Source organism: Guptibacillus hwajinpoensis, assembly GCF_020171785.1.
Classification (GTDB): Bacteria; Bacillota; Bacilli; order Bacillales; family Guptibacillaceae; genus Guptibacillus; species Guptibacillus sedimenti.
This window is the reverse complement of record NZ_JAIVAE010000006.1, coordinates 184,747-208,351: the sequence shown is the minus strand read 5'-3', so window position 1 is coordinate 208,351 and position 23,605 is coordinate 184,747. Positions and strand designations below refer to the sequence as shown.

The window sequence follows — 23,605 nt, the reverse complement described above, 5'->3', positions numbered from 1 at the left end:
CAAATAATGAAATCTATAATGAGGAAAAGATTAAATGATGAAAAGAGAGGATGTGCCACGTGGTTAATAAAATTTTCTTTTTCCTCGTGATCATCGGCGTTCCCCTATCCGTTGCAGGAAGTCTTCTTCATTGGTCACAAACACTCATGTTTGTCGTCTATTGCTTAACCATTGTTTCTCTTGCCGCTTATATGGGAAGAGCAACCGAAAGTCTTGCAGTAATCTCAGGACCAAGGATTGGTGGCTTGCTTAACGCAACCTTTGGAAATGCAGTTGAACTTATCATTTCAATTTTTGCATTAAGAGAAGGTTTAATTGAAATTGTACTTGCTTCACTAACAGGATCAGTTCTAGGAAACCTGCTCCTTGTTGCTGGTTTGTCATTCTTCGTTGGAGGATTAAAGTTTAAAAGACAAAAATTCAACGTCTATGACGCCAGGCACAATTCCGGACTGTTAATGTTTGGAGTGATTGTGGCATTTGTTATACCTGAAGTGTTCTCAATGGACATGAGTGACGCAGAAGCGATTTCATTAAGTACAGGCATATCCATCATTCTTATCGTTCTTTACCTTGCTGCACTCTTCTTTAAGCTCGTAACCCATCGAGGTGTCTACCAGCACGTTTCTAATCAAGAAGGGAGCGATGCCGGCGGCAAACACGCTCACGAAGAACCTGAGTGGAGTCGAAAAAAAGCGATGCTTGTGCTAGCTCTGTCGACTGCTGCAGTGGCCTATGTATCAGAAAGTCTTGTGCATACATTTGAAACAGTTGGGGATACATTTGGCTGGAGTGAATTATTTATTGGGGTCATCATTGTAGCCATTGTAGGAAATGCGGCTGAGCACGCTTCCGCTATCATCATGGCTTACAAAAATAAAATGGATGTAGCTGTTGAAATTGCAGTTGGTTCAACCTTACAGGTGGCCATGTTTGTTGCGCCACTACTCGTCCTTATCTCCCTTTTCTTCCCGGTGCAAATGCCACTTGTCTTTACGTTACCAGAGCTAGTGACGATGGTAACAGCCGTATTGCTAATGATTGTCATCAGTAATGATGGCGAAACGAACTGGTTTGAAGGAGCGACGTTACTCGCTGCTTACTTAATTATGGGGATCGGATTTTATTTACTTTAATCAAGAAGCCTGCAATTTGCGGGCTTTTTTGTTACAGTAACTGAGGGAAGATCTTCCGCATAACGTGTTAGAAATTGGACTTCATCCTCTTCAGGATGATGGAATGTCCACCTAACGGATCGAACGAAAACGCAGAAAGTAGGCGAAAACATGATTCACCGTAAAACAAGTCGAGAAATTCAATTAATGAAAGAAGCTGGAGAGGTTCTGGCTGATTGCCACAAAGAACTTCGTAGCATTATTAAACCAGGTGTTACAACGAAACAAATTGATGATTTTGTTGAACTCTTTTTAGAAGAACGCGGGGCGACACCAGAGCAAAAAGGCTATCAAGATTACCCTTACGCCACATGTGCTTCTGTTAATGATGTCATTTGTCACGGGTTCCCAGGTTCAAGAAAACTGAAAGAAGGCGACATCGTTACAATCGACATGGTTGTGAATTTAAATGGCGCACTCGCTGATTCTGCATGGACGTATGCAGTAGGAGAAATTTCAGAAGAAAAGCAGCATTTGCTTGAAACGACGAAAAAATCTCTCTACTTAGGTATCGAGCAAGCCGTCATTGGCAACCGCATTGGCGACATCGGCCATGCGATTCAAAAATATGCTGAAGCAGAAGGATTTGGCGTTGTTCGAGATTTCACTGGACACGGCATTGGACCGACTCTTCACGAAGAACCGATGATTCCACATTTCGGTCAGCCCGGTACAGGCGCTAGACTGAAAGAAGGTATGGTGATTACAATTGAACCGATGCTAAACATTGGTAAACCATACAGCACGATTGACGAAGATGGCTGGACAGCTCGCACAGTGGATGGCTCTACATCCGCTCAGTATGAACATACACTAGCCATTACAAAAGACGGCCCAGTTATTCTAACAGATCAGGGTGACGAGTAATTACAAGAAAGCCCGCAGCATCTGCTGCGGGCTTTTATATATCGTGCTTTGCTCGTTCTTCTTTCGTATAGATGACCTGCATTGGATTTCCACCAACAAAAGCCCCTGCTGGCACACTTTTATGAACAAGCGTCCCAGCTGATACAATCGCCCCATCACCAATCGTAATGCCCGGCAACAATGTACTATTCGCCCCAATCATCACCCCATCACCAATGACAACATCGCCAAGGCGATACTCATCTATCAAATATTCATGAGCTAATATCGTTGTATTGTAGCCTATAATGGAGTTTTTTCCGACTGAAATCTTTTCCGGAAACATAATGTCGAGCATCACCATAAGGGCAAATGCCGTTTGGTCACCAATTTTCACACCTAGGAAGGTTTTATACAACCAATTCTTCATAGGAATAAAAGGAGTGTATCGAGCGAGCTGGATCACAATAAAGTTCTTCACGACCTTCCAAAACGGAACGGTTTTATAAATTTGCCAGAGAGCATTGCTACCAGTAACGGGGTACCGCTCTGTGTTTCTCACTTATCGGCTCCAGCAATCGAAAGAATTTCTCCCATATGATCAACCAGGTAATCTGGCTTAAATGAGGCAAGAAAGTCGGATCCTTTAATCGTCCAGGACACACCAACTGTCGTTACACCCGCATTTTGTCCAGCGAGAATATCATATTGGCTATCACCAACCATCAGCGTTTCTTCACGAACAGAACCCAGTTTGTTCATGGCTGTTTCAAGCTGCTCTGGATGTGGCTTAGGATGTTCAACTTCATCAACTGTGATAACGACAGGGAAGAATTGATCAAGCTTTGTTAGCTTTAATCCCATTTCTACCGTGTTTCTCATTTTTGACGTTACGATTGCTAGTTTGTATCCTTTTTCAGATAACGTCTTCACCGTTTCAAATACGCCATCAAATTCCGTGACAAGGTGATCATGATTCGTAATATTATGATCACGATAAAAAGCGACCATTTCTTCTGCACGACTTTCATCATGCTTTGCGAACGTTAAGTAAAGCGGCTCTCCAATAAACTGTTTTAATTCTTCATCCTCATAACGTCCGGGATAAAAATGATCAAACGTATGTTTAAATGAAGCCATAATTAAATCATTTGTATTAATTAATGTTCCGTCTAAATCAAATAAAAGGGTGTTAATACTCATACGATGGATCCTTTCTTTTTGAAGCATTTAGTTCACGACGTTTCCATATAACTGAGATGATTACCGTTAAAAGAATGGCTGTTACTAATCGAACGAGAAGCAACCAGATGACCGGAATCCCGAGTGGAATAAATATGAGGGTATCCTCAATGACAGCATGACACGCCACGAGAAAAATAAACGCTAAATAAAGATCTTTCTTCTCAACGCCATCTTCTTTTGCAGCCTGAATCATAACCCCTGCTCCGTATGCAAGGCCAAAGACAAGTCCTGCAGCAAGCGTTGTCGATGTGTTTTCTTTCATGCCAAGGCTTCTCGTCACAGGTGCCATCCAGCGTGAAAAGGTTGTAAGCCAGGATAAATCTTTCATAACCTGAATGAAAATCATTAGTGGAATGACGATCATAGCAAGCTGCAGAACGCCTAATGACGCTTTTTCCAACCCTTGAAGAAGAATGGGTCCAAAGCCGCTCACCGTTTCATTCGTTTGAGAAACAAGTCCATAAGCTGCCTGCTCGCTCCCACCTTGCCAAACAAGATTGATAGCAAAAGCCGATACGACGGCAAGTCCAATTCTTACAGCAAGAATGACCCAAAGCTTTACACCAACTCTTGCCGCAACGCCCGATTCAATCAGCAAATTATGGGAGAAGGATAGCATAACAGCTAAAATGAAAACTTCTTTAACCGTTAAGTCTAGTGTTAAGATTGCCCCGATTCCAGCATAAAGATTTAAGAAATTTCCTATTACTAAAGGAATGGCAGCGTCCCCTGACAAACCGATCCATTTCATCACAGGAGCGATCAGCGCAACGATCCATTCGAGGACAGGAGTATACCGAAGGAGGGTCATTACTAACGTAATCGGAAAAATGATTTTTCCAAGTTCCCACGTTGTCATCAGTCCTGCTTTTAAACCACGTCGCAAAATCCCCACACTGACACGCCTCCTAGCTTTTTTCGTTATATGGCTTAGCTTTCATCACCTTGCGTCGATAAATAATCAAGGCAACCGATACAATAATCAATACGACTGAGATTACCTGTGCCACTCGAAGCGATTCGGTTAACATTAGGCTATCTGTTCGTAATCCTTCAATAAAATAGCGTCCAAATGAATACCAAATAACGTAAGAAAGGAAAACTTCGCCTTTCTTCACTGACGTTCGTTGCAGAATCACAAGCAACACAACGCCAGCTAAGTTCCAAAGGGATTCATATAGAAACGTAGGGTGATAATACGTACCGTCAATATACATTTGATTAATAATAAATTCTGGCAGCATCAGGTTTTCAAGAAACGCTCTTGTAACAGGCCCCCCATGTGCTTCCTGGTTCATAAAGTTTCCCCAGCGACCAATTGCTTGCCCAAGAAGGATACTTGGTGCAGCGATATCAGCAATTTTCCAGAAAGAGAGACCACGCTTTCTTGTGAAAATGATTGCGGTAATAACGGAACCAATCAGAGCACCGTGAATCGCAATTCCACCTTCCCAAATCGCAAAGATATCACCTGGATTATCTTTATAATAGCTCCATTGGAACGTGACGTAGTAAATACGGGCAGAAATGATTGCAATCGGTACAGCCCATAAGATTAAATCAACAAACGTTTCTTTCGGCAATCCCTGTCTTTGTGTTTCCTTGATGGCTAAAAGCAAACCAAGGTAAGCACCTAGTGCAATGATGATGCCATACCAGTAGATTGAGATCGGTCCAAGCTCTAGCGCGACACGATCAAGTGGCTGTATTGAGGCTAACATGTCGTTGTCTCTCCTTTATCGATATCCTACTTAAGATTAGATGCTATCGTGTTCGTCCCCATCTTCAATTTCTCGCGTCAATCGTTCTGAAAATTGTTTCGCTGCATTCATCCCCATATTTTTCAAACGGAAGTTCATCGCCGCTACTTCAATAATAATGGCAAGGTTTCGGCCAGGTCGAACAGGTACGACAAGTCTTGGCACATTTGAATCAATGATTTTCATGTACTCTTCTTCAAGCCCAAGGCGATCATACACTTTCTTAGAATCCCAAAGTTCAAGATTCATAACAAGAGAAATCTTCTTATAGTTTCGGATTGCACCTGCACCAAATAACGTCATAACGTTAATGATTCCAAGGCCGCGAATTTCTAGAAGGTGTTGAATTAATTCAGGAGCACTTCCTACAAGCGTATTTTCTGCTTCTTGGCGGATTTCTACTGAATCATCAGCTACGAGCCGATGGCCACGTTTTACAAGTTCAAGAGCTGTCTCACTTTTTCCAACACCACTTGAACCCGTAATTAAAACTCCGACACCATAAATATCAACAAGCACGCCGTGGATAGCCGTGTTCGGCGCAAGCTGACTTTCAAGATAGTTTGTTAAACGGCTGCTCAAACGAGTGGTTGTCATCGTTGACCGTATAATGGGAACATCCTTTTCTTTCGATGCCTGAATCAGTTCTTCAGGAACGTCCATTTCTCTCGAAAGTACGATACCTGGTGTCTCGTCTGTACAAAGCTTTTGCATACGCTCCATCTTTTGTTCCTCAGTGAGACCATGAAAGAAAGACATCTCCGTTTTTCCAAGTAGCTGCAAACGCTCTGCAGGATAATAAGTGAAAAAACCTGCCATTTCAAGTCCTGGACGTGAGATATCACTCGTTGTGATCGGTCGATGGATCCCTTCTTCACCACTCACTAATTCTAAATTGAACTTTTCAATCACATCTTTCATACGAACTTTAACCATTCGTAAACCTCCTATGTATGAACCAAAGCAACGGTTCCAATTCAACTTCCCCTATTGTACCATTTCCTATTTCAAAGCACATATAGATTAAAACCAATTTATGATAGGGATTACGCACCTCCCGACCCCAACAAAAAAACCGAAGCATCTGCTCCGGTTTTTTAAGTCTTATTTTACTTTCAACGGTACAACCGCATCGTGCATTTGCTTATCGAGTTCCTGAATGTGTGCTTGCTTCATTTCGTTTGACCAGTTAAGTCGCTTCGCCATGTACTCAATGACAGGCTCTTTCCAACGACGGACCCAATCAATATCAAAGTAAAGTGCACTTGTTCTACGGTTGAAGTAATCAAGCGGCGTTGCCACCATCTCTTCTTCGATCCCATAAATAAGGGTTGAGAACACTTCAAGACTTAAGTGATGGAAGCTTGCCTCTGTTCCAATCGTTTCAATGATTTGATAAATTCGTTCAATATTAGAACCGTAACGCTGTACGAGCGTTTCTGCTTCTTTCACGCTTAAACCAAGCGTAGTTCCGCGTCGTACTTGTTCCGTTGCGTATTCTTTAAAACCTTTGCTTCCGCCAACGTACCCGCCTGATAGCACCATGTTTTTCGTTGTCGAAGCTGGGAACTTTTTATATTTTTCTTCTTTAAATTGATCTGTAATCAGATTGACCACTTTCTCAGCCATTTTACGGTAGCCCGTAAGTTTACCGCCAGCAATTGTAATTAAACCAGAGTCAGAAAGGAAGATTTCATCTTTACGAGAAATTTCAGATGGATCTTTTCCTTCTTCGTGAATCAATGGACGAACACCAGACCAGCTTGATTCCACATCTTCTTTCGTTACATTAATGCCAGGGAACATGAAGTTCGCTGCATCAACAATATAGTCTCTATCTTCGACCGTCATCTGAGGATGTACAGGGTTTTTCGTATATTGTGTATCCGTTGTACCGATGTACGTCTTACCAGCACGTGGGATCGCAAACATCATCCGACCATCATCAAACGGTGTATCGAAATACACGGCTTGCTGGAGCGGGAATTTAGACTGATCAAAAACAAGGTGAACACCTTTCGTTAGGAACATGTGCTTTCCTTTTTTCGATTGATCAAGCTCGCGAATTTCATCTACCCATGGTCCCGCTGCGTTTACGACTTTTTTCGCGCGGATTTCACGTGTTTCACCCGTTACAACGTCTTTCGCGCGAACGCCAACTACTTTCCCATCTTCATATAGAAGCTGTTCCGCTTTCACATAGTTAACCGCTTTTCCACCGCGATGAACAGCTTCCTTCATAATTTCTAGCGTTAGACGAGCATCGTCCGTGCGGTATTCTACATAATACCCGCCGCCTTTTATATCACTTTTACGAAGAAGCGGTTCTTTATCTAACGTCTCTTTCTTCGACAACATACTTCTTCTTTCTTTTCGTTTCACACCAGCTAATCTGTCATAAAGAGCCAAACCTGCTCCAGTAGAGAACTTCCCAAACGTACCGCCTTTAATAATTGGTAGTAGCATCCATTCCGGCGTTGTGACATGTGGCGCGTTTTCATACACAATCGCACGCTCTTTCCCCACTTCAGCAACTAGCCCTACTTCGAAATTTTTAAGGTAGCGAAGACCACCGTGTACGAGCTTCGTTGAACGACTTGACGTACCAGCAGCGAAATCCTGCATTTCGATAACAGCTGCGTTCATTCCTCTCGAAGCTGAGTCAAGTAAAATCCCTGCACCGGTAATTCCTCCACCTACAACGAGGACATCTAGCTCCTCTGAGACGATTTGATCAAGTACTACGCTTCTTTGCAATCCTGAAAATGGTTTAACCAAGATGAACACTCCCTTTTGTTATATGAACAATTACTTAATTAACTTCAGTTTCTATAATTCTTCTCCTCAGTACTTTACCCCTAATAGAGGGTTTCTTAAGCATTGGTTTAAACATTCCTACAAAAACTCGATTAAAGAACAAAAAAAGACCACAACACACCAGAGCATGACAATCCATGCTTGGGCGCTGTGGTCTTCTCCTATTCTCCGACCAGAACACTATTAACTTAAGTTCATTATAGCATAACCTGTATGCTATGCCTAGAAAAATGGATTATTTAAAAGCCATTGTTGCATTTACAGCTTTTTTCCATCCTCCATATAGCTCTTCTCGCTCTTCTTCTTTCATTTTAGGATCAAACGTCTTATCAATCATCCACTGCTGCTTAATTTCTTCTTTATCTTTCCAGTAACCAGTTGCAAGTCCTGCAAGATAAGCCGCACCAAGTGCTGTTGTCTCACTTACCGTTGGTCGTTCAACAGGGACACCAATAATATCGCTCTGGAATTGCATAAGGAAGTTGTTATTTACAACACCTCCATCAACGCGGAGTGTTTTAAGGTCAATGCCAGAATCAGTGGTCATCGCATCAAGCACATCTCTCGTTTGATAAGCAAGCGATTCAAGCGTTGCGCGTACAAAGTGCTCTTTACTAGTTCCTCTTGTTAGACCAAAGACAGCTCCCTTTACATCACTATCCCAATACGGCGTTCCTAGTCCAACAAACGCTGGCACCATATAAACGCCATCAGTGGACTCAACACGTTCTGCATAACGCTCACTTTCAGGTGCTTCGTTAAACATGCGTAAACCGTCACGTAGCCATTGGATTGCAGATCCTGCAACAAAGATACTACCTTCTAAAGCGTATTCCACTTTACCATCAACGCCCCACGCGATCGTTGTAAGAAGACCATTTTCAGACTTAACCGCTTTTTCACCGGTATTCATAAGCATAAAGCAGCCCGTACCATACGTATTTTTCGCCATTCCTTTATCATAACAAGCCTGTCCGAATAGAGCTGCTTGTTGGTCACCTGCCACACCAGCAATCGGAACATTTTGACCAAAGAAATGATAATCAACAGTATTTGCGTAGACTTCAGACGAAGGACGAACTTCAGGAAGCATCGATTTAGGAACATTTAACATTTCAAGCAACTCTTCGTCCCACTTTAAGTCATAAATGTTATACATCATCGTGCGAGAAGCATTTGTGTAATCGGTCACGTGGGCTTCTCCACCGGAAAGTTTCCAGATCAACCACGAATCAATTGTTCCGAAAAGAAGGTCACCATTTTCCGCTTTTTCGCGCGCTCCATCTACATTGTCCAAAATCCATTTAACCTTTGTTCCAGAGAAGTAAGCATCAATTAAAAGACCTGTCTTGTTTCGAACCATGTCTTCATGACCCTGATCTTTTAGCTCCTTAACGATACCAGCCGTTTGACGAGACTGCCACACAATCGCGTTGTAAATCGGTTTTCCGGTATTTTTATCCCAAACCACTGTTGTTTCACGCTGATTCGTAATTCCGATCGCTTCAATATCTTTGGCAGATAAATCAGAAGCAGAAGAGAGAACCTGTGCCATTACCGAAAGAATTGAGCTCCAGATTTCTTGAGCATCGTGTTCAACCCAACCAGATTTAGGAAAATGCTGCTTGAATTCTTTTTGAGCAACGTTTACAATTTCACCTTTCTTATTAAAAAGAATCGCACGTGAGCTTGTCGTTCCTTGATCCAATGATAAAATGTACTTTTTTGACATGTTGTTTCCTCCCTAAATAGAATTAAATGATTAATTTTTCGCTTCAGACGAAGCATGTACTGTATCTTGAAGCTTATCACTAAGTTGATAAAGAATTGCAAATAAAATTGCTACAATGACAGTAGATACCCAAAAAACAGTGCTATAAGTTGCTTCTGTTACCGCTTTAAAAAGAATGGCACCATACATTCCGCCACAAGCGGGACCTATAACCGGAATCCAAGCATACTGCCAATTCGAATCCCCTTTGCCTGGAATAGGCAAGAAAAAGTGAGCGATTCTTGGGCCAAGGTCTCGAGCAGGGTTAATCGCATACCCCGTCGTACCACCAAGAGAAAGTCCGATTGCTACAATAAGGAAACCTACGATGAAGGGATTCAGTCCATCAGTAAAATCATTCGAACCAATCGCAAGAAGTCCAATCAAAAGCATCGCTGTTCCAATAAACTCACTTAAAAAGTTACTAAACGTATGCGGAATAGCAGGATCGGTAGAAAATACTGCCAATTTAAGCGCTTTATCGTCTTCTCTACGGAAATGAGGAAGAAAATGAAAGTACACGATACATCCACCGAGAAATGCACCAATCATTTGCGCCAATATGTAGCCTGGTACATCACTCCACGGAAAATCACCAACAGCTGCTAACCCTAACGATACAGCAGGATTTAAATGAGCGCCACTTACCTGACCAACTGCATAAACCCCCATAGCAACACCAAGGCCCCATCCTAGGGCAACGACAATCCATCCCCCGCCTTGAGCTTTCGAATCTTTTAAGTTAACGTTTGCAACAACGCCACCACCAAATATAATAAGAATCATTGTACCTAATATTTCACCTATAAATGGAGACAATTCGGAACACCTTCTTCCTGAGTTTAGTTAAAACTCCTCTCTGAGCCTATTCCCTCTTTCTATCATTCTAAAAGGGAAATTAAAAAAAACCACAGCAATCTCTCCTATCAACTGACAGGATTTGTGCGTGGTTCTCCTCATCTCAGGCACGAGCTATTAACCTAAAACTAATTTAACCAGATATATGTAAGCGATGTCAAGTGGTTCAATCCGGTTGAAAATGTTTCCATAACTCTTTTTTCGATGTAGTCACCGCCGCCGCTCCTCCACTTAACGCTGCCTCTACGTCTTCAATTGTCCGAATAAATCCTCCTGCGAAGATCGGAACTTTAATTTGATCATGAAGTTCTTCAAACACCTGAGGAATAATACCTGGCAACACTTCTACACAGTCTGGTTTCGTATTTTTCACCATACTATAGCTCGTATCGAGCGCCATCGAGTCGAGCATGAACAAGCGCTGCACAGAGAGAATGCCTCTTCTTTTGGCTACTCCAAGCACACTGGATCTTGTCGAGATAAGGCCCGCTGGCTTAATTTCTTGACATAAAAATTCAGCACCATGTTCATCATTCCGTAAGCCTTGAACAAGATCTGCGTGCAATAGAATCTTTTTACCTGCTCGATTTCCCTCCCGAATAACTGATTTTAATTGGCCGATATGCGTATCTAAAAGGACTATATATGTATATTTACTATTTAATAATATTTCAAAATCACGCATTTTCCTCACCGCTGGTAGGATGCTTTGGTTATGAAACGACATCGATCATCCCTCCTTTTCTTTTCATCATACCAGAATAACGAGAAACTTCCATCTGGAAGAGCCTTCCTACCCAAACAGCTTAACTGAACCTAATTTTGGACTGAGATTTACTTCCTCCTTCATCTGTCTGGTTCTTCCTCTATGAAAAAAAGCACACTCTCGAGAAGAGAGCGTGCTATTATGCTTTCCGACGAATCGGTTCCATGATGAACTTGTCAATCAATAAATTTAACAATCCGATTACTATGGCAGCAAGAATTGCCATTCCAAAGCCATCAATGACGAATGCATCACCCATTAGCGCCGCTGTAATCATAAGAGTGATCGCATTTATCACAACCAGGAACAAACCTAGCGTAAGAATCGTCACAGGAAGGGTAAGCAGGATAAGGAACGGCTTAATAAATACATTCACAAGCGAAAGGATAACGCTCGCGAGAATAGCCGATCCGAGCCCTTGAATAATAAAACCATCAAAATATCCTGCTACAACCATTAACACGACGCTATTCACAAGTAAACTTAAAAGCCAGTGTCGCATCATACCCCCCCTATCCATTGACCTTTTTTAGTATAGGCGTTTCTTTATCCTTTATTCGATCTTCTAAAGATAAGAAACTGAAATTGAACCAGCTGTTGAATTCGCTTCGATGCGATAGCTGTGTTCAGACTCTTCTTCTGTTCTAAACTTCTTCAAGCGATGTGAAATCTCTTTTTTCTCGCGAAGAATACTCATGTTATTAAGATCCGTAGTAATCGCTCCGATTGTCGACTTAAGATCACCTTTTATATTCATGCCTTTAGGGATAACAATTTGTATTGTACCGTTAACCGTTTTGAAATCCGCACGACCATTAACAGCTTTTTGGAGCGTATGGCGAATGGCTCCATTCATTGATTGCGCGTCTGTCTCAACAAATGTGCCATCTATTGTAATTGGACCATTTGCCGTTTCAAGTTCACAAATTTCACCAGTGGACTCTTCTACCACAATCGCGCCATTTCCTGTTTCAGCTTCAAGTACGTTTACGTTCGATTTTCGAATACCGATTTTCCCATTAGCTGTTTTTAACTTAGCTTTTGCTGATGTAATACTCTCACCTGTTACATCACCATTAAACGTCGTGATCCACACTCCCTCATAGTTAGAGGCAGGGACATAGATCACTAGATTCACCTTGACATCAGCACGTTCTGACTTGAACGTCATTTTTCCATTGTCGACTGAAAAGTAAGTATCTCGTAACAGCTTATCCATTGCATCCTGTTGATTCGATACACGGTATACATTGGCACGACAATCGATTTTCACATCGTTTCGTTCCCACGTCTGAAATGTAATTTCGCCATTTCGTACATGCACATCAAGCGTCTCTGGTGTAGCTTCGAGTTGTTCATAAACGTGAGTTACTTCTTCAGATGAACCAAAATTAAAATCGAGATCCATATCTTTTACTTTTTGAATAAGTGATTCGACAAACTGCCCTACCTTATAGCTAGGAGCGGTTCGATCAGTGTGAGTATCTGTTGACTTCTCAAATTTCCTTTCCTCTGACCCTTCATTTGTTCCGACAGCTTTTAATAGTTTAGCACCTTCATCAGCCGAAATTTTACCGTCTTCAATCATTTTAAGAATCATTCTACGTTCTTCATTCATTCAAAACATCTCCTTTTTGTTTATTCGTTTAAACTATTTGAACAATTACCACCGGAGAACCTGAATTCCTTTTACAATGTTCCAGATAAAGACCACAACATTAAGTAAACTAAACAAGATAAAACCTAAAATGATCACCACACCGACATCCATCACAAATACAGCTAAAAGAGCCAGAATGATCGTAAGAAATGGAAGAAGGTGAGAGACAATCGAGCGCTTCGCATGATAGGACACTTCTTCATCCCTCACAACAAAATAAACAATGATCGGAAAAAGAAATGGTGCGAAAAACACGCTAAAATAACAAAGGGAGGACATTACTTTTTCTACAGACATAATTGCTTCCCCTTTCAATATTCTCTACCTAACTATACGATTCGTCAAAAAGAAAGTTTCAAAAAGAAATAAGAAAAAAACGAAAAGACAGCGATTCGCTGTCTTAACATTTTATACTGACTGAGTTTGCTCTAGTTTCTTCTTCATCCGGTTTTTATCTCGCTCAAGAATTGGCGCAAGATAGTTTCCTGTGTATGAACGTTCTTCTTTAGCAATTTTTTCAGGTGTTCCTGTTGCAATAACTTCACCGCCACCATCGCCACCTTCAGGACCTAAATCAATGAGATAGTCCGCTGTTTTAATGACATCCAAATTATGCTCAATAATGAGCACGGAGTCACCATTTTCAACGAGACGTTGAAGAACTTCCAATAAACGCGAGATATCATCAACATGCAATCCAGTCGTCGGTTCATCAAGAATATAAAGCGTTTTTCCAGTTGATCGCTTATAGAGCTGTGAGGCAAGTTTCACACGCTGCGCTTCGCCGCCTGAAACAGTCGTAGCTGGCTGGCCAAGTTTAATATAACTTAAGCCTACATCATAAAGGGTTTGAAGCTTACGGTTAATCTTTGGAATGTTTTTAAAGAAATCAAGTCCATCTTCTACCGTCATCTCCAGAATATCCGCGATATTCATGCCTTTATACTCAATTTCTAGCGTTTCTCGGTTATAGCGTTTCCCATGACATACTTCACAAGGAACGTAGACATCAGGCAAAAAGTGCATTTCAATCTTAATGATTCCATCACCGCGACATGCTTCACAACGACCGCCTTTCACATTAAAGCTAAACCGTCCTTTTTTATACCCTCGTACTTTTGCTTCATTTGTCTGAGCAAAAACATCACGGATATCATCGAACACACCTGTATACGTTGCTGGATTCGACCGAGGCGTTCGCCCAATAGGAGATTGGTCGATATCAATAACTTTATCGACATGCTCAAGACCGTTTATTTTTTTATGTTCTCCAGGCTTGTCCTTTGCTTTATGAAGCTTCTGAGCAAGCGCTTTGTACAAGATTTCATTGATCAGCGTACTTTTTCCTGAACCAGAAACGCCTGTTACACAAGTAAATAAACCAATCGGAATTTTTGCTTTCGTATTTTTAAGGTTATTTTCTTTTGCCCCAATGATTTCAATGTACCTGCCATCAGGCTTCCGGCGCTCTGTTGGCACAGGAATGAACTTTTTACCTGAAAGATATTCTCCAGTTAAAGATTCTTCATCATCCATAATTTCAGCCGGAGATCCTTCAGATGTAATATAGCCACCATGTGCTCCCGCTCCGGGACCGATATCAATAATATGATCAGCAGATAACATTGTATCCTCATCATGCTCTACGACAATAAGCGTATTGCCGAGGTCACGCATATTTTGAAGAGTTGAAATTAACCGATCGTTATCACGTTGGTGAAGACCAATTGATGGTTCATCTAAAATATACAACACACCCATTAATCGTGAGCCTACCTGAGTAGCGAGTCGAATGCGCTGAGCTTCCCCACCTGATAACGTACCAGCGGAACGATTAAGTGTTAAATAATCTAAGCCAACGTTAACAAGGAAACCAAGGCGATCCTGAATTTCGCGTAAAATCATCTTACCAATTGTCGCTTCTTTTGCCGTTAGTTCCAATTGGTCGAAAAATCCTGCTGCATCTTTAATCGCATATTCAGTTGCTTCTCCAATATGCTTTCCGTTAATTAAAACAGAACGAGCTTCCTTCTTTAGACGGTAGCCTTTACATGTGGGACACGGTTTTTGTGCCATATAAGCTTCCATTTGCTCACGAATGTAGTCAGAGCTTGTTTCACGATAGCGACGCTCAACGTTTGGAATAACACCCTCAAATGGCACATTATTCTCGCGAACCTGGCCAAAATCATTTTCATATCGGAAATACACTTTTTCTCCATCGCTGCCATAAAGCACTTTATCAAGCTGCGCTCTTGGGATTTTGTTTACAGGAGTATCCATGTCGATACCGAAATGATTGCACACACTTTCAAGTAATTGCGGATAATAGTTTGAACTAACTGGTTCCCATGGAGCAAGTGCATGCTCACGAAGCGACTTCTCCCAATCCGGAATAACTAAATCAAGGTCCACTTCAAGCTTCAGCCCTAAACCATCACAAGAGGGGCAAGCACCGAAAGGACTATTAAACGAAAACAGTCTCGGCTCTAGCTCTCCAATCGAAAAACCGCAATATGGGCACGAATGGTGCTGATTAAAGAGCAATTCTTCTTGTCCCATTACATCAACAATTACTTGACCACCACCGAGAGTAAGAGCGGTTTCCAATGAATCTGCTAGTCTTGATTGAACGCCATCTTTTACAACAATCCGGTCAATAACAACTTCGATTGAATGCTTCTTGTTTTTTTCTAATGTGATTTCGTCAGCTACTTCCATCATTTCACCGTCGACACGAACGCGAACATAGCCCTGCTTCTTAATATCCTCAAGCACTTTCACATGTTCACCTTTACGTCCTGAGACAACAGGCGATAGAATCTGTAGCTTCGTACGCTCTTCATAAGTAAGAATACGATCGACCATTTGCTCAATGGTTTGTGACGTGATTTCAACGCCGTGACGAGGACAAACTGGTCGACCAATCCTTGCATATAACAGGCGAAGGTAATCATAGATTTCGGTTACCGTTCCAACTGTTGATCGCGGGTTACGACTTGTGGTTTTCTGATCAATTGAAATCGCTGGTGAAAGTCCTTCAATAGCGTCTACATCCGGCTTATCCATTTGACCAAGAAACTGCCTTGCATAAGCTGATAAAGATTCAACGTAGCGACGCTGTCCCTCTGCATAAATTGTATCGAAAGCAAGGGAGGATTTTCCCGATCCTGATAAACCTGTAACCACCACAAGTTTATCTCTCGGAATCGTCACATCAATATTTTTTAAATTATGGGCTCTGGCCCCTTTGACGACGATCTCATCGTTTGCCATTTGTTCGTCATCCTTCCGCTTTAAGCTCTAATAATAGGTCACGAAGTTCAGCAGCGCGCTCGAAATTAAGGTCTCGCGCAGCATCCTTCATTTCTTTTTCTACATTTTCAATCACTTTTGCACGTTCTTGTTTGTTCATCTTACCTGGGGTTGGTACTGTATATTCTTCGCCTTCTTCAGCTGCAATAGTGGCTCGGATGCCTTCACGAACTTTTTTCTTAATGGTCGTTGGGGTAATACCGTACTTGGTGTTGTATTCTTGTTGAATTTCACGACGTCGACTTGTTTCGTTCATCGCAATTTCCATCGAATTCGTAACTTTATCGGCATATAAAATAACATGTCCGCTGGAGTTACGCGCCGCACGTCCAATTGTTTGAATTAAGGAGCGTTCTGATCTCAAGAAACCTTCTTTATCCGCATCCAAAATGGCGACAAGTGACACTTCAGGAATATCGAGTCCCTCTCTAAGAAGGTTAATTCCAACTAATACATCAAATACCCCTAAGCGTAAATCACGTAGAATCTCAATTCGTTCAAGCGTTTTTATTTCAGAGTGCAGGTAACGTACCTTTACCCCCATTTCAAGTAAATAATCCGTTAAGTCTTCTGACATCTTTTTCGTGAGGGTGGTAACAAGCACACGTTCATTACGAGCGGAGCGCTGATTAATTTCATCTAGTAGATCATCAATCTGACCTTCGATTGGACGCATTTCAATCGTAGGATCAAGAAGCCCAGTTGGACGAATAATCTGCTCCACAACTTGCGTCGAATGCTCCCCTTCATATGGACCGGGCGTTGCCGATACATAGACAAACTGATGAGCTTTCTCTTCAAACTCTTCAAATCGAAGAGGGCGATTATCTTTCGCAGAAGGTAGTCGGAAGCCGTGATCGACTAGCACGCCTTTTCTCGCCTGGTCACCGTTATACATACCTCTTACTTGAGGAAGCGTAACATGAGACTCATCGACCATAATTAAGAAGTCTTCTGGGAAGTAGTCCATTAACGTATATGGCGTTGCTCCCGCTTCACGAAGTGTTAAATGTCTTGAATAGTTTTCAATTCCTGAACAGAATCCCATCTCGGCCATCATTTCAATATCATATCTTGTTCGCTGCTCTAGACGCTGTGCTTCGAGAAGTTTTCCTTCGTCATTTAGAACTTTAAGCCTTTCTTCAAGCTCAGCTTCAATTCGCTGGATAGCGATTTTTAACTTTTCTTCACGGGTTACGAAGTGAGAGGCTGGGAAAATGGCTACGTGCTCTCTCTCCCCTAGAATCTCACCAGTTAACGAATTCACTTCTGTAATACGATCAATTTCGTCCCCAAAGAATTCAATACGAATGCAGTGCTCATCACGAGAGGCTGGGAAAATTTCCACAACGTCTCCTCGAACGCGAAATGTCCCGCGTGTAAAATTAATATCATTACGCGCATATTGAATATCGACCATATCCCGCAGTAACTGATCGCGATCTTTCTCCATTCCTTTTCGAAGAGATAGCACTAAGCTCTTGTATTCTTCTGGATTACCGAGACCATAAATACAAGAAACACTCGCTACGATAATAACATCATTACGCTCAAATAAACTGGATGTTGCTGAGTGGCGAAGCTTATCAATTTCATCATTAATACTTGCATCTTTTTCAATAAATGTATCGGATTGCGGTATGTAAGCTTCCGGCTGATAGTAATCATAATAGCTGACGAAGTATTCCACTGCATTATGTGGGAAGTACTCTTTAAATTCGCTATATAACTGTCCTGCCAGCGTTTTATTGTGCGCAATAATAAGGGTAGGTTTATTCACTTCTTGAATCACGTTTGACATCGTAAACGTTTTACCGGTTCCAGTTGCACCAAGCAACGTTTGATGACGTTCATTTTGTTGAACACCTTTCACGAGCTTCTTGATTGCTTCTGGCTGGTCACCTTGAGGCTCATAATCCGATACCAACTCAAACTTTTTCTCCACCATCTTCGCCTCCGTTCCTATCTTTCCTGTGATTTATTATAACACAGATGTTAGGCAAAACTTCAATTAAAGCGAACTGACATTCGCGTTTTTTTACTAACTTTCTCTCGAGATGAAACTCCTGTATGCTGTTAAAGGTGGACAGAGTGATTCAGCTTCTGTTTACCGTTTAACTAGCTTTACTAAAAAGGGGTTTTATTATTGTTATTGCTGCTTTTATGGGCTTTACCAACAGGCATAGCCATTGGAGCGATCTCGGGTTTTTTCGGGGTGGGCGGTGGGTTTCTACTCACACCTATCCTTCTACTTCTTGGGTATTCGCCATCAACCGCCATCACAATCAGTTTACTTTACAGTATGAGTACATCGCTTTCTGGAGCTTTAACGTATATACAAAGTAAGAAATTCACAGCAAAAACTACACTATTTCTATCAATTAGTGGCATGATTGGAACTCAACTTGCTAAGCCACTCGTCCTCTATCTCACTAAAGAAGGACTAGATGATACGGTAATCTCCCTATTGTATATCTTTCTTTTAGGGTATTTTTCACTATCAATGCTGTTCGAAGCTAAAAAAAACGCTGGGAATAGAAGTACTACTACCTTTTCCCCTCTTGGACCAATCCTAATCGGCTTACTAGGCGGATTTGTTTCTTCAATTCTTGGCGTTGGGGGCGGCTTCGTGATGGTACCGTTATTAATAAGTGTATTAGGTATACCAGCCCAACTAGCCGTTGGTACATCACTTACGTCAATCTTCTTCATTGTATCGACAGGTTTTTTCTCTTACATACAAACGGTCTCGATCCCGATTACGCTTGCTACTATTCTTGTGATTGGGGCATTAGTTGGGGCTCGATTTGGGGCAAGTGTAACAGCTTCTTTTCCTGAAAAAATGATGAAGAAGTTACTTGGCATACTTTATTTTTTTACAATGATAAGTATTGTTTTAAAGCTACTTCATCAAACAATTCCTGGCCTCCTCATTCTAATCGGATACATTATGACGTTAATGGGGCTATTTCTTTACCAGTATTGGACGAAAAAGAAGCGCCTATTCTTTTTTGAATAGACGCTACTTCATTTTTTTCTTGTTCTTTTTTTGGGTTTGCATCGAAAAATAAAAACCTACGAGCGAAGACAGTATTGTTAATAAAATAAGGTGAATGGGATGGTCAATACCACCGAATACAGCCCACATAAATAAAATGGTTAATCCAAAGCTAACGTATGTGTTATATGTTACTCGTGTAAACACGACCATAATTATCGCTGGAACTAATAAAGCAATTAATATTCCCTGCATACGGATGAGTTCCCCTCTCTCTAAACACTTCTCTCCCCATCTTACAACAAGATAGGGAGAGAAAGCTATGATGAGTAAGGAATTCTCTCTTTTAACTCGGTGAGGCTGATTACGGTTTAGTCTTTACACCCCAGTAAATTGCGTAGCATCCCACGGTTTTGGCGTGCCGAATTCACGCGCTAATTTTCGACTTTCGCCCTTTCTTCCTCTACGAAGTTCTTTACGTTCAGCAGCTGTTTCATTCAAGAATTTTTCTTCTTCCGTTTCAGGATAAACACCAGGTACTTCAACCGGGTTCCCTTCTTCATCAAGAGCAACAAACGTTAGAAGCGCTGTTGCACAAACATGACGTTCACCGGTGAACATTTTCTCCGCAATAGCTTTCACAAAAACTTCCATTGATGTTTTATGTGTCCACGTTACCATTGATTCCAGACAGACGATGTCTCCCTGATGAATTGGGTGAAGAAAATCCACCGAATCGGTTGAAGCTGTCACACAAGGTCTTCTTGAATGACGAGTTGCTGAAATAAGAGCAACATCATCAATAAACGCCATTAATTGGCCTCCAAATAACGTTCCATGAATATTCGTATGAGTTGGGTTAACGACTGTCGCTTTCGCAGTCCTAGACTCATTCGTTGACTTCATGTGGCTATTTTCTAATTCATTGTTCATTCTAATCACCTTTTCTTTCTTAATAAAGCCGCTCTTTTTTTGTAAGAGAATTGGAAAAGAACGCTCTATGACTAAATGACTTTGGTATTATATTTAAAGCATTTTTCGCTAATACGACTGATTGGGTATTCTGTAGATTCAGCTAACATCATGAGAATATTAAAAAGTGATGACTTTGAAATCGTAATTCCATAATGCTTTTCGAGTAAATCCGAGAGGTAAAGAGGTCCCATACCGACTTGTGACCGTTCCAAGATTTTCACAACTTCCTTTGTTGGGGCTTCTGTTACTACCGAAGTGCTGCCATTCATTTGACTCATAATCGTTTCACGCTCTATTTCAAACTTCTGAAGCAACTTCATTTCTCTCGCATTGAGATCCATCAATTGTTGCTGTAGATGAGTTTCTCCAGTCATTGTGACATGCTCCTTTACGTTAAGAATGATCAAATTGTAGCAAGGGATTTCTGAACAAACAAGACTGTCAAAATCCGTGTAAACGCAACCATGCAGGTGTTCAGTCGATTCTGACTCTTCCATATATTTCTTGAATAGACCCTATAACAAAATGGCATAGAAATTTAGACATTTTTTTCAAAAAGAAGGTTTAACTTTTTTGAACACGTTTTGCAGAAAAAAAAAGAAGAAGGCAGATACCTTCTTCTTTTTCAATCAATATTATTGGGCTTCTTCCTGATCCTCAAAGCGATTTTCTTTTACGAACAATAAACCAAGTTCATGATGCGTATTGTTATAAAGTGCTTTTTGTTCGAACCTTATCTCTCCATTAATGTCGAGAACCTCTAATTTACAAAAGGCGGCATTCCGTTGAAGTGCTGTATAGAAGTCGACGCCTTTCCCTAATGAAAGACCATTTACTTTTGAAATCACTTCACCAACCTGTAGACTCATTTGATCGGCTGGAGACCCAGGAATGATTCCTAAAATGACTAAGCCTTCATTTCGCTCATTAAAATAGGCGGGCTTGTTTTTACCACGATGAAGAAGTAATATTCCAGCTCGTCCTACTATGACTAAGCCAATCGCAGTTAAAGCGACCCACTCGTTGTCGAGAAAATAACTGATTATACCAAGGATCAGTGTTCCAGCACCTAGAAGAGCAACTTGTCTACCGTTAGTTTTCATTTCAGGAAGCGGTAGGGCATGGTGAATAAGTTTTCGAAAACCAATTGGGAACGGAAGGAGAAGAAAGGCATAGGTCTCGTTACCGAAATCCAGAAGTGGCCACCAAGAAAGAGATTCAACATTACCTACCGGAAGAAAAAGAAACAATGGTAAAAGCCATAATCTCTGCATTTCATGGGATCCTACAATCTTACCACGCTTACTTTCAACAAGTCTTGGAGAAGTCTGCTTCCCGGCGTTCGTAGCAATTAAGAACCCTTCGATAAAGACTAGAAGCCCAACTAAAAGGGCGAGCGCTACAAGCGAAACTGATCCAATCCCTTCTTGCATCCTATTCAACGTATTGTTGCCAAGATCACGTGGCGTATAAAACAACGCCGCAAAAACTGGAAGAATCATAACAAAAGCTGGAGACAAAAAACGAATTTGTCCTGTGATTAAAAGTAATAATGCTGCAATGCTCATGACGACCGTCGTACTGAAAGGAACTGTTAGACCTAGAAACAGATTAAAGAGCAAAAAGGCAGCTCCAATGATTAAACAAGGTACGATAGCAAACACGACGTCATCCAGCACATCGTGCACTCTCGTATGAAAATCTCTGCGGTCACGTTTTACTCGTGACCTCCCAAGAAGAAATGCTCCGATGATTGTGATATACGTGAGGGGATGTAGAAAAAAGCTTATAATCCCTTTAAGTATAGATAGGCCAAAAGTGTCCATTTAGTAATCCTCCATGCGTAAGTTCCTATTTATCTAGAAGTCATAAATCAATATGCAGAGCAAAGCGACTGCAAACAGAGAAATTCGAAAAAAAATTCCGCAGGTTTTCCTGCGGAATAGCTTCGACATCAACCGTTCAATTCCTTCTTACGATTATTTCGTAAGAAGCTCAACTGCTGTTTCGAGCTGCACATCGTTATCAGGATTGCGAATGGAATCAATAATATTCTCCTGAAGTTTTTGAGCCGTCTTTTCGTCTATTTTACCCGATACATTTATATCATTCGAACGTTGAAAAGCTTTTACAGCTGTAACTGTTTTATCACTGAAGTAGCCATCTGTTCGACCTGGTTCAAATCCAAGTCCTTTTAACATCACTTGAGCAGATTCCACTTGTTCATTGTTTTGATCAAACGATAGTGTTTTTTCAGAAGACAATGGATTAACATAGAAGTAATCAGGCTGTTTCGCCTCAACTGTAGGCTCAATTCCTTCTTTGTGAATCCAATTACCATCAGGTGTTAACCATTTAAACATCGTTAATTTAATGTTGCTACCATCTCCAAGGTCCACCGTCGATTGAACCGTTCCTTTACCAAATGAAGACTCACCGACCAAATCATAGCCGCCAGCTTCTTTCAGCGCACCAGCGAGAATTTCTGCAGCTGAAGCACTACCACGATCAATAAGTCCTACGATTGGATAGTCTTTTTTCTCTTCAAGAGAAGAAACAGATCCCTGCTTCTCACCCTCACGATCTTCTATTTGAACATATGGCTTATCATTCGGAATCAGTTCCTCAGCCATATCTGAAACGACATTCAAAAGACCACCCGGATTATTTCGAACATCCAGGACAAGACCGTCGATTCCCTGATCTTCGAGCTTTTCTAATTCTTTAGAGAAACTTTTAGCAGTATCTTCTGAAAAGGACGTTACTTGTAAGACACCGATTGTCTTCCCATTTTCTTTGATGGTGTCCGCATGGACTGTCTCGATTGGAATTTCGTCACGAGTCACTTCCACCGTCATCACTTCTGAAGCCCCAGGACGTAGAACACCAAGTGTCACAACCGTTCCTTTTTCACCACGAATTTTTAGAACCGCATCATATAAATCCAGTCCTTCCGTGCTTTCGCCATCAATTGTCATAATTTTATCGTTTGGACGAAGACCTGCTTTTTCCGCTGGAGAGTCCTTATAAGGGGATACAATGGTGACTCTTCCATCCATCATATTCACCTCTGCTCCAATTCCTTCAAAAGAAGAACCAAGCGATTGACTAAATTGCTCAGCTGTCTTTGGATCCATATAAACAGAATAAGGATCTTCTAGCGTATCCACCATCCCTTTAATGGCCCCATCTAACAGATCTTTCTGATCAATATCGCTCACATAGCGATCTTTAATTAACTCATAAGCTTTATTAATTTTCGTTAGCTCTTCTGACTCTATTTCATTTCCTGATCCAAGCGTTAAAGATTTGGCGCTTCCTTCAGGCTCGTCCTGAAATAGCGTAAAGGCTGCATATGTACCACCTGAACCGATAACGAGGGCGATCAAGACAAGCAAAGCCACAACTTTCCCCTGTAT

Annotated in this window: 22 protein-coding genes; 3 read left to right on the top strand and 19 right to left on the bottom strand. The window is 41.4% G+C overall.

The window, feature by feature from the left end:
• The first annotated feature begins 50 nt into the window (after positions 1-50).
• Both cax and map read left to right on the top strand, forming a co-directional pair.
• On the top strand, positions 51-1,136 hold the full coding sequence (gene cax, locus LCL91_RS10175; RefSeq protein ID WP_224882138.1) for a calcium/proton exchanger: 1,086 nt from the start codon (positions 51-53) through the stop codon (positions 1,134-1,136).
• A gap of 150 nt (positions 1,137-1,286) precedes the next feature.
• Positions 1,287-2,042: a type I methionyl aminopeptidase gene (gene map, locus LCL91_RS10170; protein ID WP_224882136.1), complete on the top strand. Its 756-nt coding sequence runs from the start codon at positions 1,287-1,289 to the stop codon at positions 2,040-2,042.
• A 34-nt stretch (positions 2,043-2,076) separates the two neighbouring features.
• Here the strand turns inward: map and LCL91_RS10165 are convergent, their stop codons facing one another.
• From LCL91_RS10165 to uvrB, 14 genes are all read right to left on the bottom strand, one after another.
• A complete protein-coding gene (locus tag LCL91_RS10165) occupies positions 2,077-2,583 on the bottom strand; it encodes an acyltransferase (protein WP_224882134.1) in 507 nt (168 codons plus the stop codon).
• Positions 2,580-3,224 carry a pyrophosphatase PpaX gene (ppaX, locus tag LCL91_RS10160; protein ID WP_224882133.1) on the bottom strand — a complete coding sequence of 215 codons (645 nt, stop codon included), beginning with the start codon at positions 3,222-3,224 and terminating at the stop codon, positions 2,580-2,582. The genes LCL91_RS10165 and ppaX overlap by 4 nt, the downstream gene beginning before the upstream one ends.
• The gene (locus LCL91_RS10155) at positions 3,214-4,125 is read right to left on the bottom strand and encodes a nucleoside recognition domain-containing protein (protein ID WP_255640003.1); all 912 of its coding nucleotides are present in this window, start codon (positions 4,123-4,125) and stop codon (positions 3,214-3,216) included. The genes ppaX and LCL91_RS10155 overlap by 11 nt, the downstream gene beginning before the upstream one ends.
• Before the next feature lie 49 nt (positions 4,126-4,174).
• A complete protein-coding gene (gene lgt, locus LCL91_RS10150) occupies positions 4,175-4,987 on the bottom strand; it encodes a prolipoprotein diacylglyceryl transferase (RefSeq protein WP_224882131.1) in 813 nt (270 codons plus the stop codon).
• 36 nt (positions 4,988-5,023) lie between these two features.
• The gene (hprK, locus tag LCL91_RS10145) at positions 5,024-5,962 is read right to left on the bottom strand and encodes an HPr(Ser) kinase/phosphatase (RefSeq protein ID WP_224882128.1); all 939 of its coding nucleotides are present in this window, start codon (positions 5,960-5,962) and stop codon (positions 5,024-5,026) included.
• A 168-nt stretch (positions 5,963-6,130) separates the two neighbouring features.
• Positions 6,131-7,804: a glycerol-3-phosphate dehydrogenase/oxidase gene (locus LCL91_RS10140; RefSeq protein ID WP_255639994.1), complete on the bottom strand. Its 1,674-nt coding sequence runs from the start codon at positions 7,802-7,804 to the stop codon at positions 6,131-6,133.
• A 274-nt stretch (positions 7,805-8,078) separates the two neighbouring features.
• Positions 8,079-9,575 (bottom strand): glycerol kinase GlpK, encoded by a 1,497-nt coding sequence (glpK, locus tag LCL91_RS10135; RefSeq protein WP_224882126.1) that lies wholly within the window; start codon positions 9,573-9,575, stop codon positions 8,079-8,081.
• A gap of 30 nt (positions 9,576-9,605) precedes the next feature.
• Positions 9,606-10,433 (bottom strand): MIP/aquaporin family protein, encoded by an 828-nt coding sequence (locus LCL91_RS10130; protein ID WP_224882125.1) that lies wholly within the window; start codon positions 10,431-10,433, stop codon positions 9,606-9,608.
• 205 nt (positions 10,434-10,638) lie between these two features.
• The gene (locus LCL91_RS10125) at positions 10,639-11,199 is read right to left on the bottom strand and encodes a glycerol-3-phosphate responsive antiterminator (RefSeq protein ID WP_224882124.1); all 561 of its coding nucleotides are present in this window, start codon (positions 11,197-11,199) and stop codon (positions 10,639-10,641) included.
• Positions 11,200-11,377: 178 nt separating this feature from the next.
• A complete protein-coding gene (locus LCL91_RS10120) occupies positions 11,378-11,740 on the bottom strand; it encodes a phage holin family protein (RefSeq protein WP_224882123.1) in 363 nt (120 codons plus the stop codon).
• 63 nt (positions 11,741-11,803) lie between these two features.
• Positions 11,804-12,856 carry a DUF4097 family beta strand repeat-containing protein gene (locus tag LCL91_RS10115; protein ID WP_224882122.1) on the bottom strand — a complete coding sequence of 351 codons (1,053 nt, stop codon included), beginning with the start codon at positions 12,854-12,856 and terminating at the stop codon, positions 11,804-11,806.
• A gap of 45 nt (positions 12,857-12,901) precedes the next feature.
• Positions 12,902-13,195, bottom strand: a complete 294-nt coding sequence (locus LCL91_RS10110) for a DUF4870 domain-containing protein (protein ID WP_098445051.1) — start codon at positions 13,193-13,195, stop codon at positions 12,902-12,904.
• A gap of 111 nt (positions 13,196-13,306) precedes the next feature.
• Positions 13,307-16,174, bottom strand: coding sequence for an excinuclease ABC subunit UvrA (gene uvrA / locus LCL91_RS10105; protein ID WP_224882121.1), 2,868 nt, complete (start codon positions 16,172-16,174; stop codon positions 13,307-13,309).
• A gap of 7 nt (positions 16,175-16,181) precedes the next feature.
• Positions 16,182-18,158 carry an excinuclease ABC subunit UvrB gene (uvrB, locus tag LCL91_RS10100; RefSeq protein WP_224882119.1) on the bottom strand — a complete coding sequence of 659 codons (1,977 nt, stop codon included), beginning with the start codon at positions 18,156-18,158 and terminating at the stop codon, positions 16,182-16,184.
• Positions 18,159-18,359: 201 nt separating this feature from the next.
• On the opposite strand from uvrB, the gene LCL91_RS10095 reads away from it, so the two are divergent.
• Positions 18,360-19,232, top strand: a complete 873-nt coding sequence (locus LCL91_RS10095; protein ID WP_224882117.1) for a sulfite exporter TauE/SafE family protein — start codon at positions 18,360-18,362, stop codon at positions 19,230-19,232.
• A 3-nt stretch (positions 19,233-19,235) separates the two neighbouring features.
• Here LCL91_RS10095 and LCL91_RS10090 read toward each other — a convergent pair whose 3' ends face one another.
• From LCL91_RS10090 to LCL91_RS10070, 5 genes are all read right to left on the bottom strand, one after another.
• Positions 19,236-19,466 (bottom strand): DUF2198 family protein, encoded by a 231-nt coding sequence (locus LCL91_RS10090; protein WP_224882115.1) that lies wholly within the window; start codon positions 19,464-19,466, stop codon positions 19,236-19,238.
• A 123-nt stretch (positions 19,467-19,589) separates the two neighbouring features.
• On the bottom strand, positions 19,590-20,144 hold the full coding sequence (locus tag LCL91_RS10085) for an acyl-CoA thioesterase (protein WP_224882113.1): 555 nt from the start codon (positions 20,142-20,144) through the stop codon (positions 19,590-19,592).
• 71 nt (positions 20,145-20,215) lie between these two features.
• Positions 20,216-20,560 (bottom strand): hypothetical protein, encoded by a 345-nt coding sequence (locus LCL91_RS10080; protein WP_224882111.1) that lies wholly within the window; start codon positions 20,558-20,560, stop codon positions 20,216-20,218.
• A gap of 261 nt (positions 20,561-20,821) precedes the next feature.
• A complete protein-coding gene (locus tag LCL91_RS10075) occupies positions 20,822-22,012 on the bottom strand; it encodes a PDZ domain-containing protein (RefSeq protein WP_224882109.1) in 1,191 nt (396 codons plus the stop codon).
• Positions 22,013-22,165: 153 nt separating this feature from the next.
• Positions 22,166-23,605 (bottom strand): S41 family peptidase, encoded by a 1,440-nt coding sequence (locus LCL91_RS10070; protein ID WP_224882351.1) that lies wholly within the window; start codon positions 23,603-23,605, stop codon positions 22,166-22,168.

Coding starts and splice junctions, on each gene's coding strand:
- cax (WP_224882138.1), top strand. CDS start 51: ATGTGCCACGTGGTTAATAAAATTTTCTTTTTCCTCGTGATCATCGGC.
- map (WP_224882136.1), top strand. CDS start 1,287: ATGATTCACCGTAAAACAAGTCGAGAAATTCAATTAATGAAAGAAGCT.
- ppaX (WP_224882133.1), bottom strand. CDS start 3,224: ATGAGTATTAACACCCTTTTATTTGATTTAGACGGAACATTAATTAAT.
- LCL91_RS10155 (WP_255640003.1), bottom strand. CDS start 4,125: ATGACAACGTGGGAACTTGGAAAAATCATTTTTCCGATTACGTTAGTA.
- lgt (WP_224882131.1), bottom strand. CDS start 4,987: ATGTTAGCCTCAATACAGCCACTTGATCGTGTCGCGCTAGAGCTTGGA.
- hprK (WP_224882128.1), bottom strand. CDS start 5,962: ATGGTTAAAGTTCGTATGAAAGATGTGATTGAAAAGTTCAATTTAGAA.
- glpK (WP_224882126.1), bottom strand. CDS start 9,575: ATGTCAAAAAAGTACATTTTATCATTGGATCAAGGAACGACAAGCTCA.
- LCL91_RS10125 (WP_224882124.1), bottom strand. CDS start 11,199: ATGTCGTTTCATAACCAAAGCATCCTACCAGCGGTGAGGAAAATGCGT.
- LCL91_RS10120 (WP_224882123.1), bottom strand. CDS start 11,740: ATGCGACACTGGCTTTTAAGTTTACTTGTGAATAGCGTCGTGTTAATG.
- LCL91_RS10115 (WP_224882122.1), bottom strand. CDS start 12,856: ATGAATGAAGAACGTAGAATGATTCTTAAAATGATTGAAGACGGTAAA.
- LCL91_RS10110 (WP_098445051.1), bottom strand. CDS start 13,195: ATGTCTGTAGAAAAAGTAATGTCCTCCCTTTGTTATTTTAGCGTGTTT.
- uvrA (WP_224882121.1), bottom strand. CDS start 16,174: ATGGCAAACGATGAGATCGTCGTCAAAGGGGCCAGAGCCCATAATTTA.
- LCL91_RS10090 (WP_224882115.1), bottom strand. CDS start 19,466: ATGCAGGGAATATTAATTGCTTTATTAGTTCCAGCGATAATTATGGTC.
- LCL91_RS10085 (WP_224882113.1), bottom strand. CDS start 20,144: ATGAACAATGAATTAGAAAATAGCCACATGAAGTCAACGAATGAGTCT.
- LCL91_RS10080 (WP_224882111.1), bottom strand. CDS start 20,560: ATGACTGGAGAAACTCATCTACAGCAACAATTGATGGATCTCAATGCG.
- LCL91_RS10075 (WP_224882109.1), bottom strand. CDS start 22,012: ATGGACACTTTTGGCCTATCTATACTTAAAGGGATTATAAGCTTTTTT.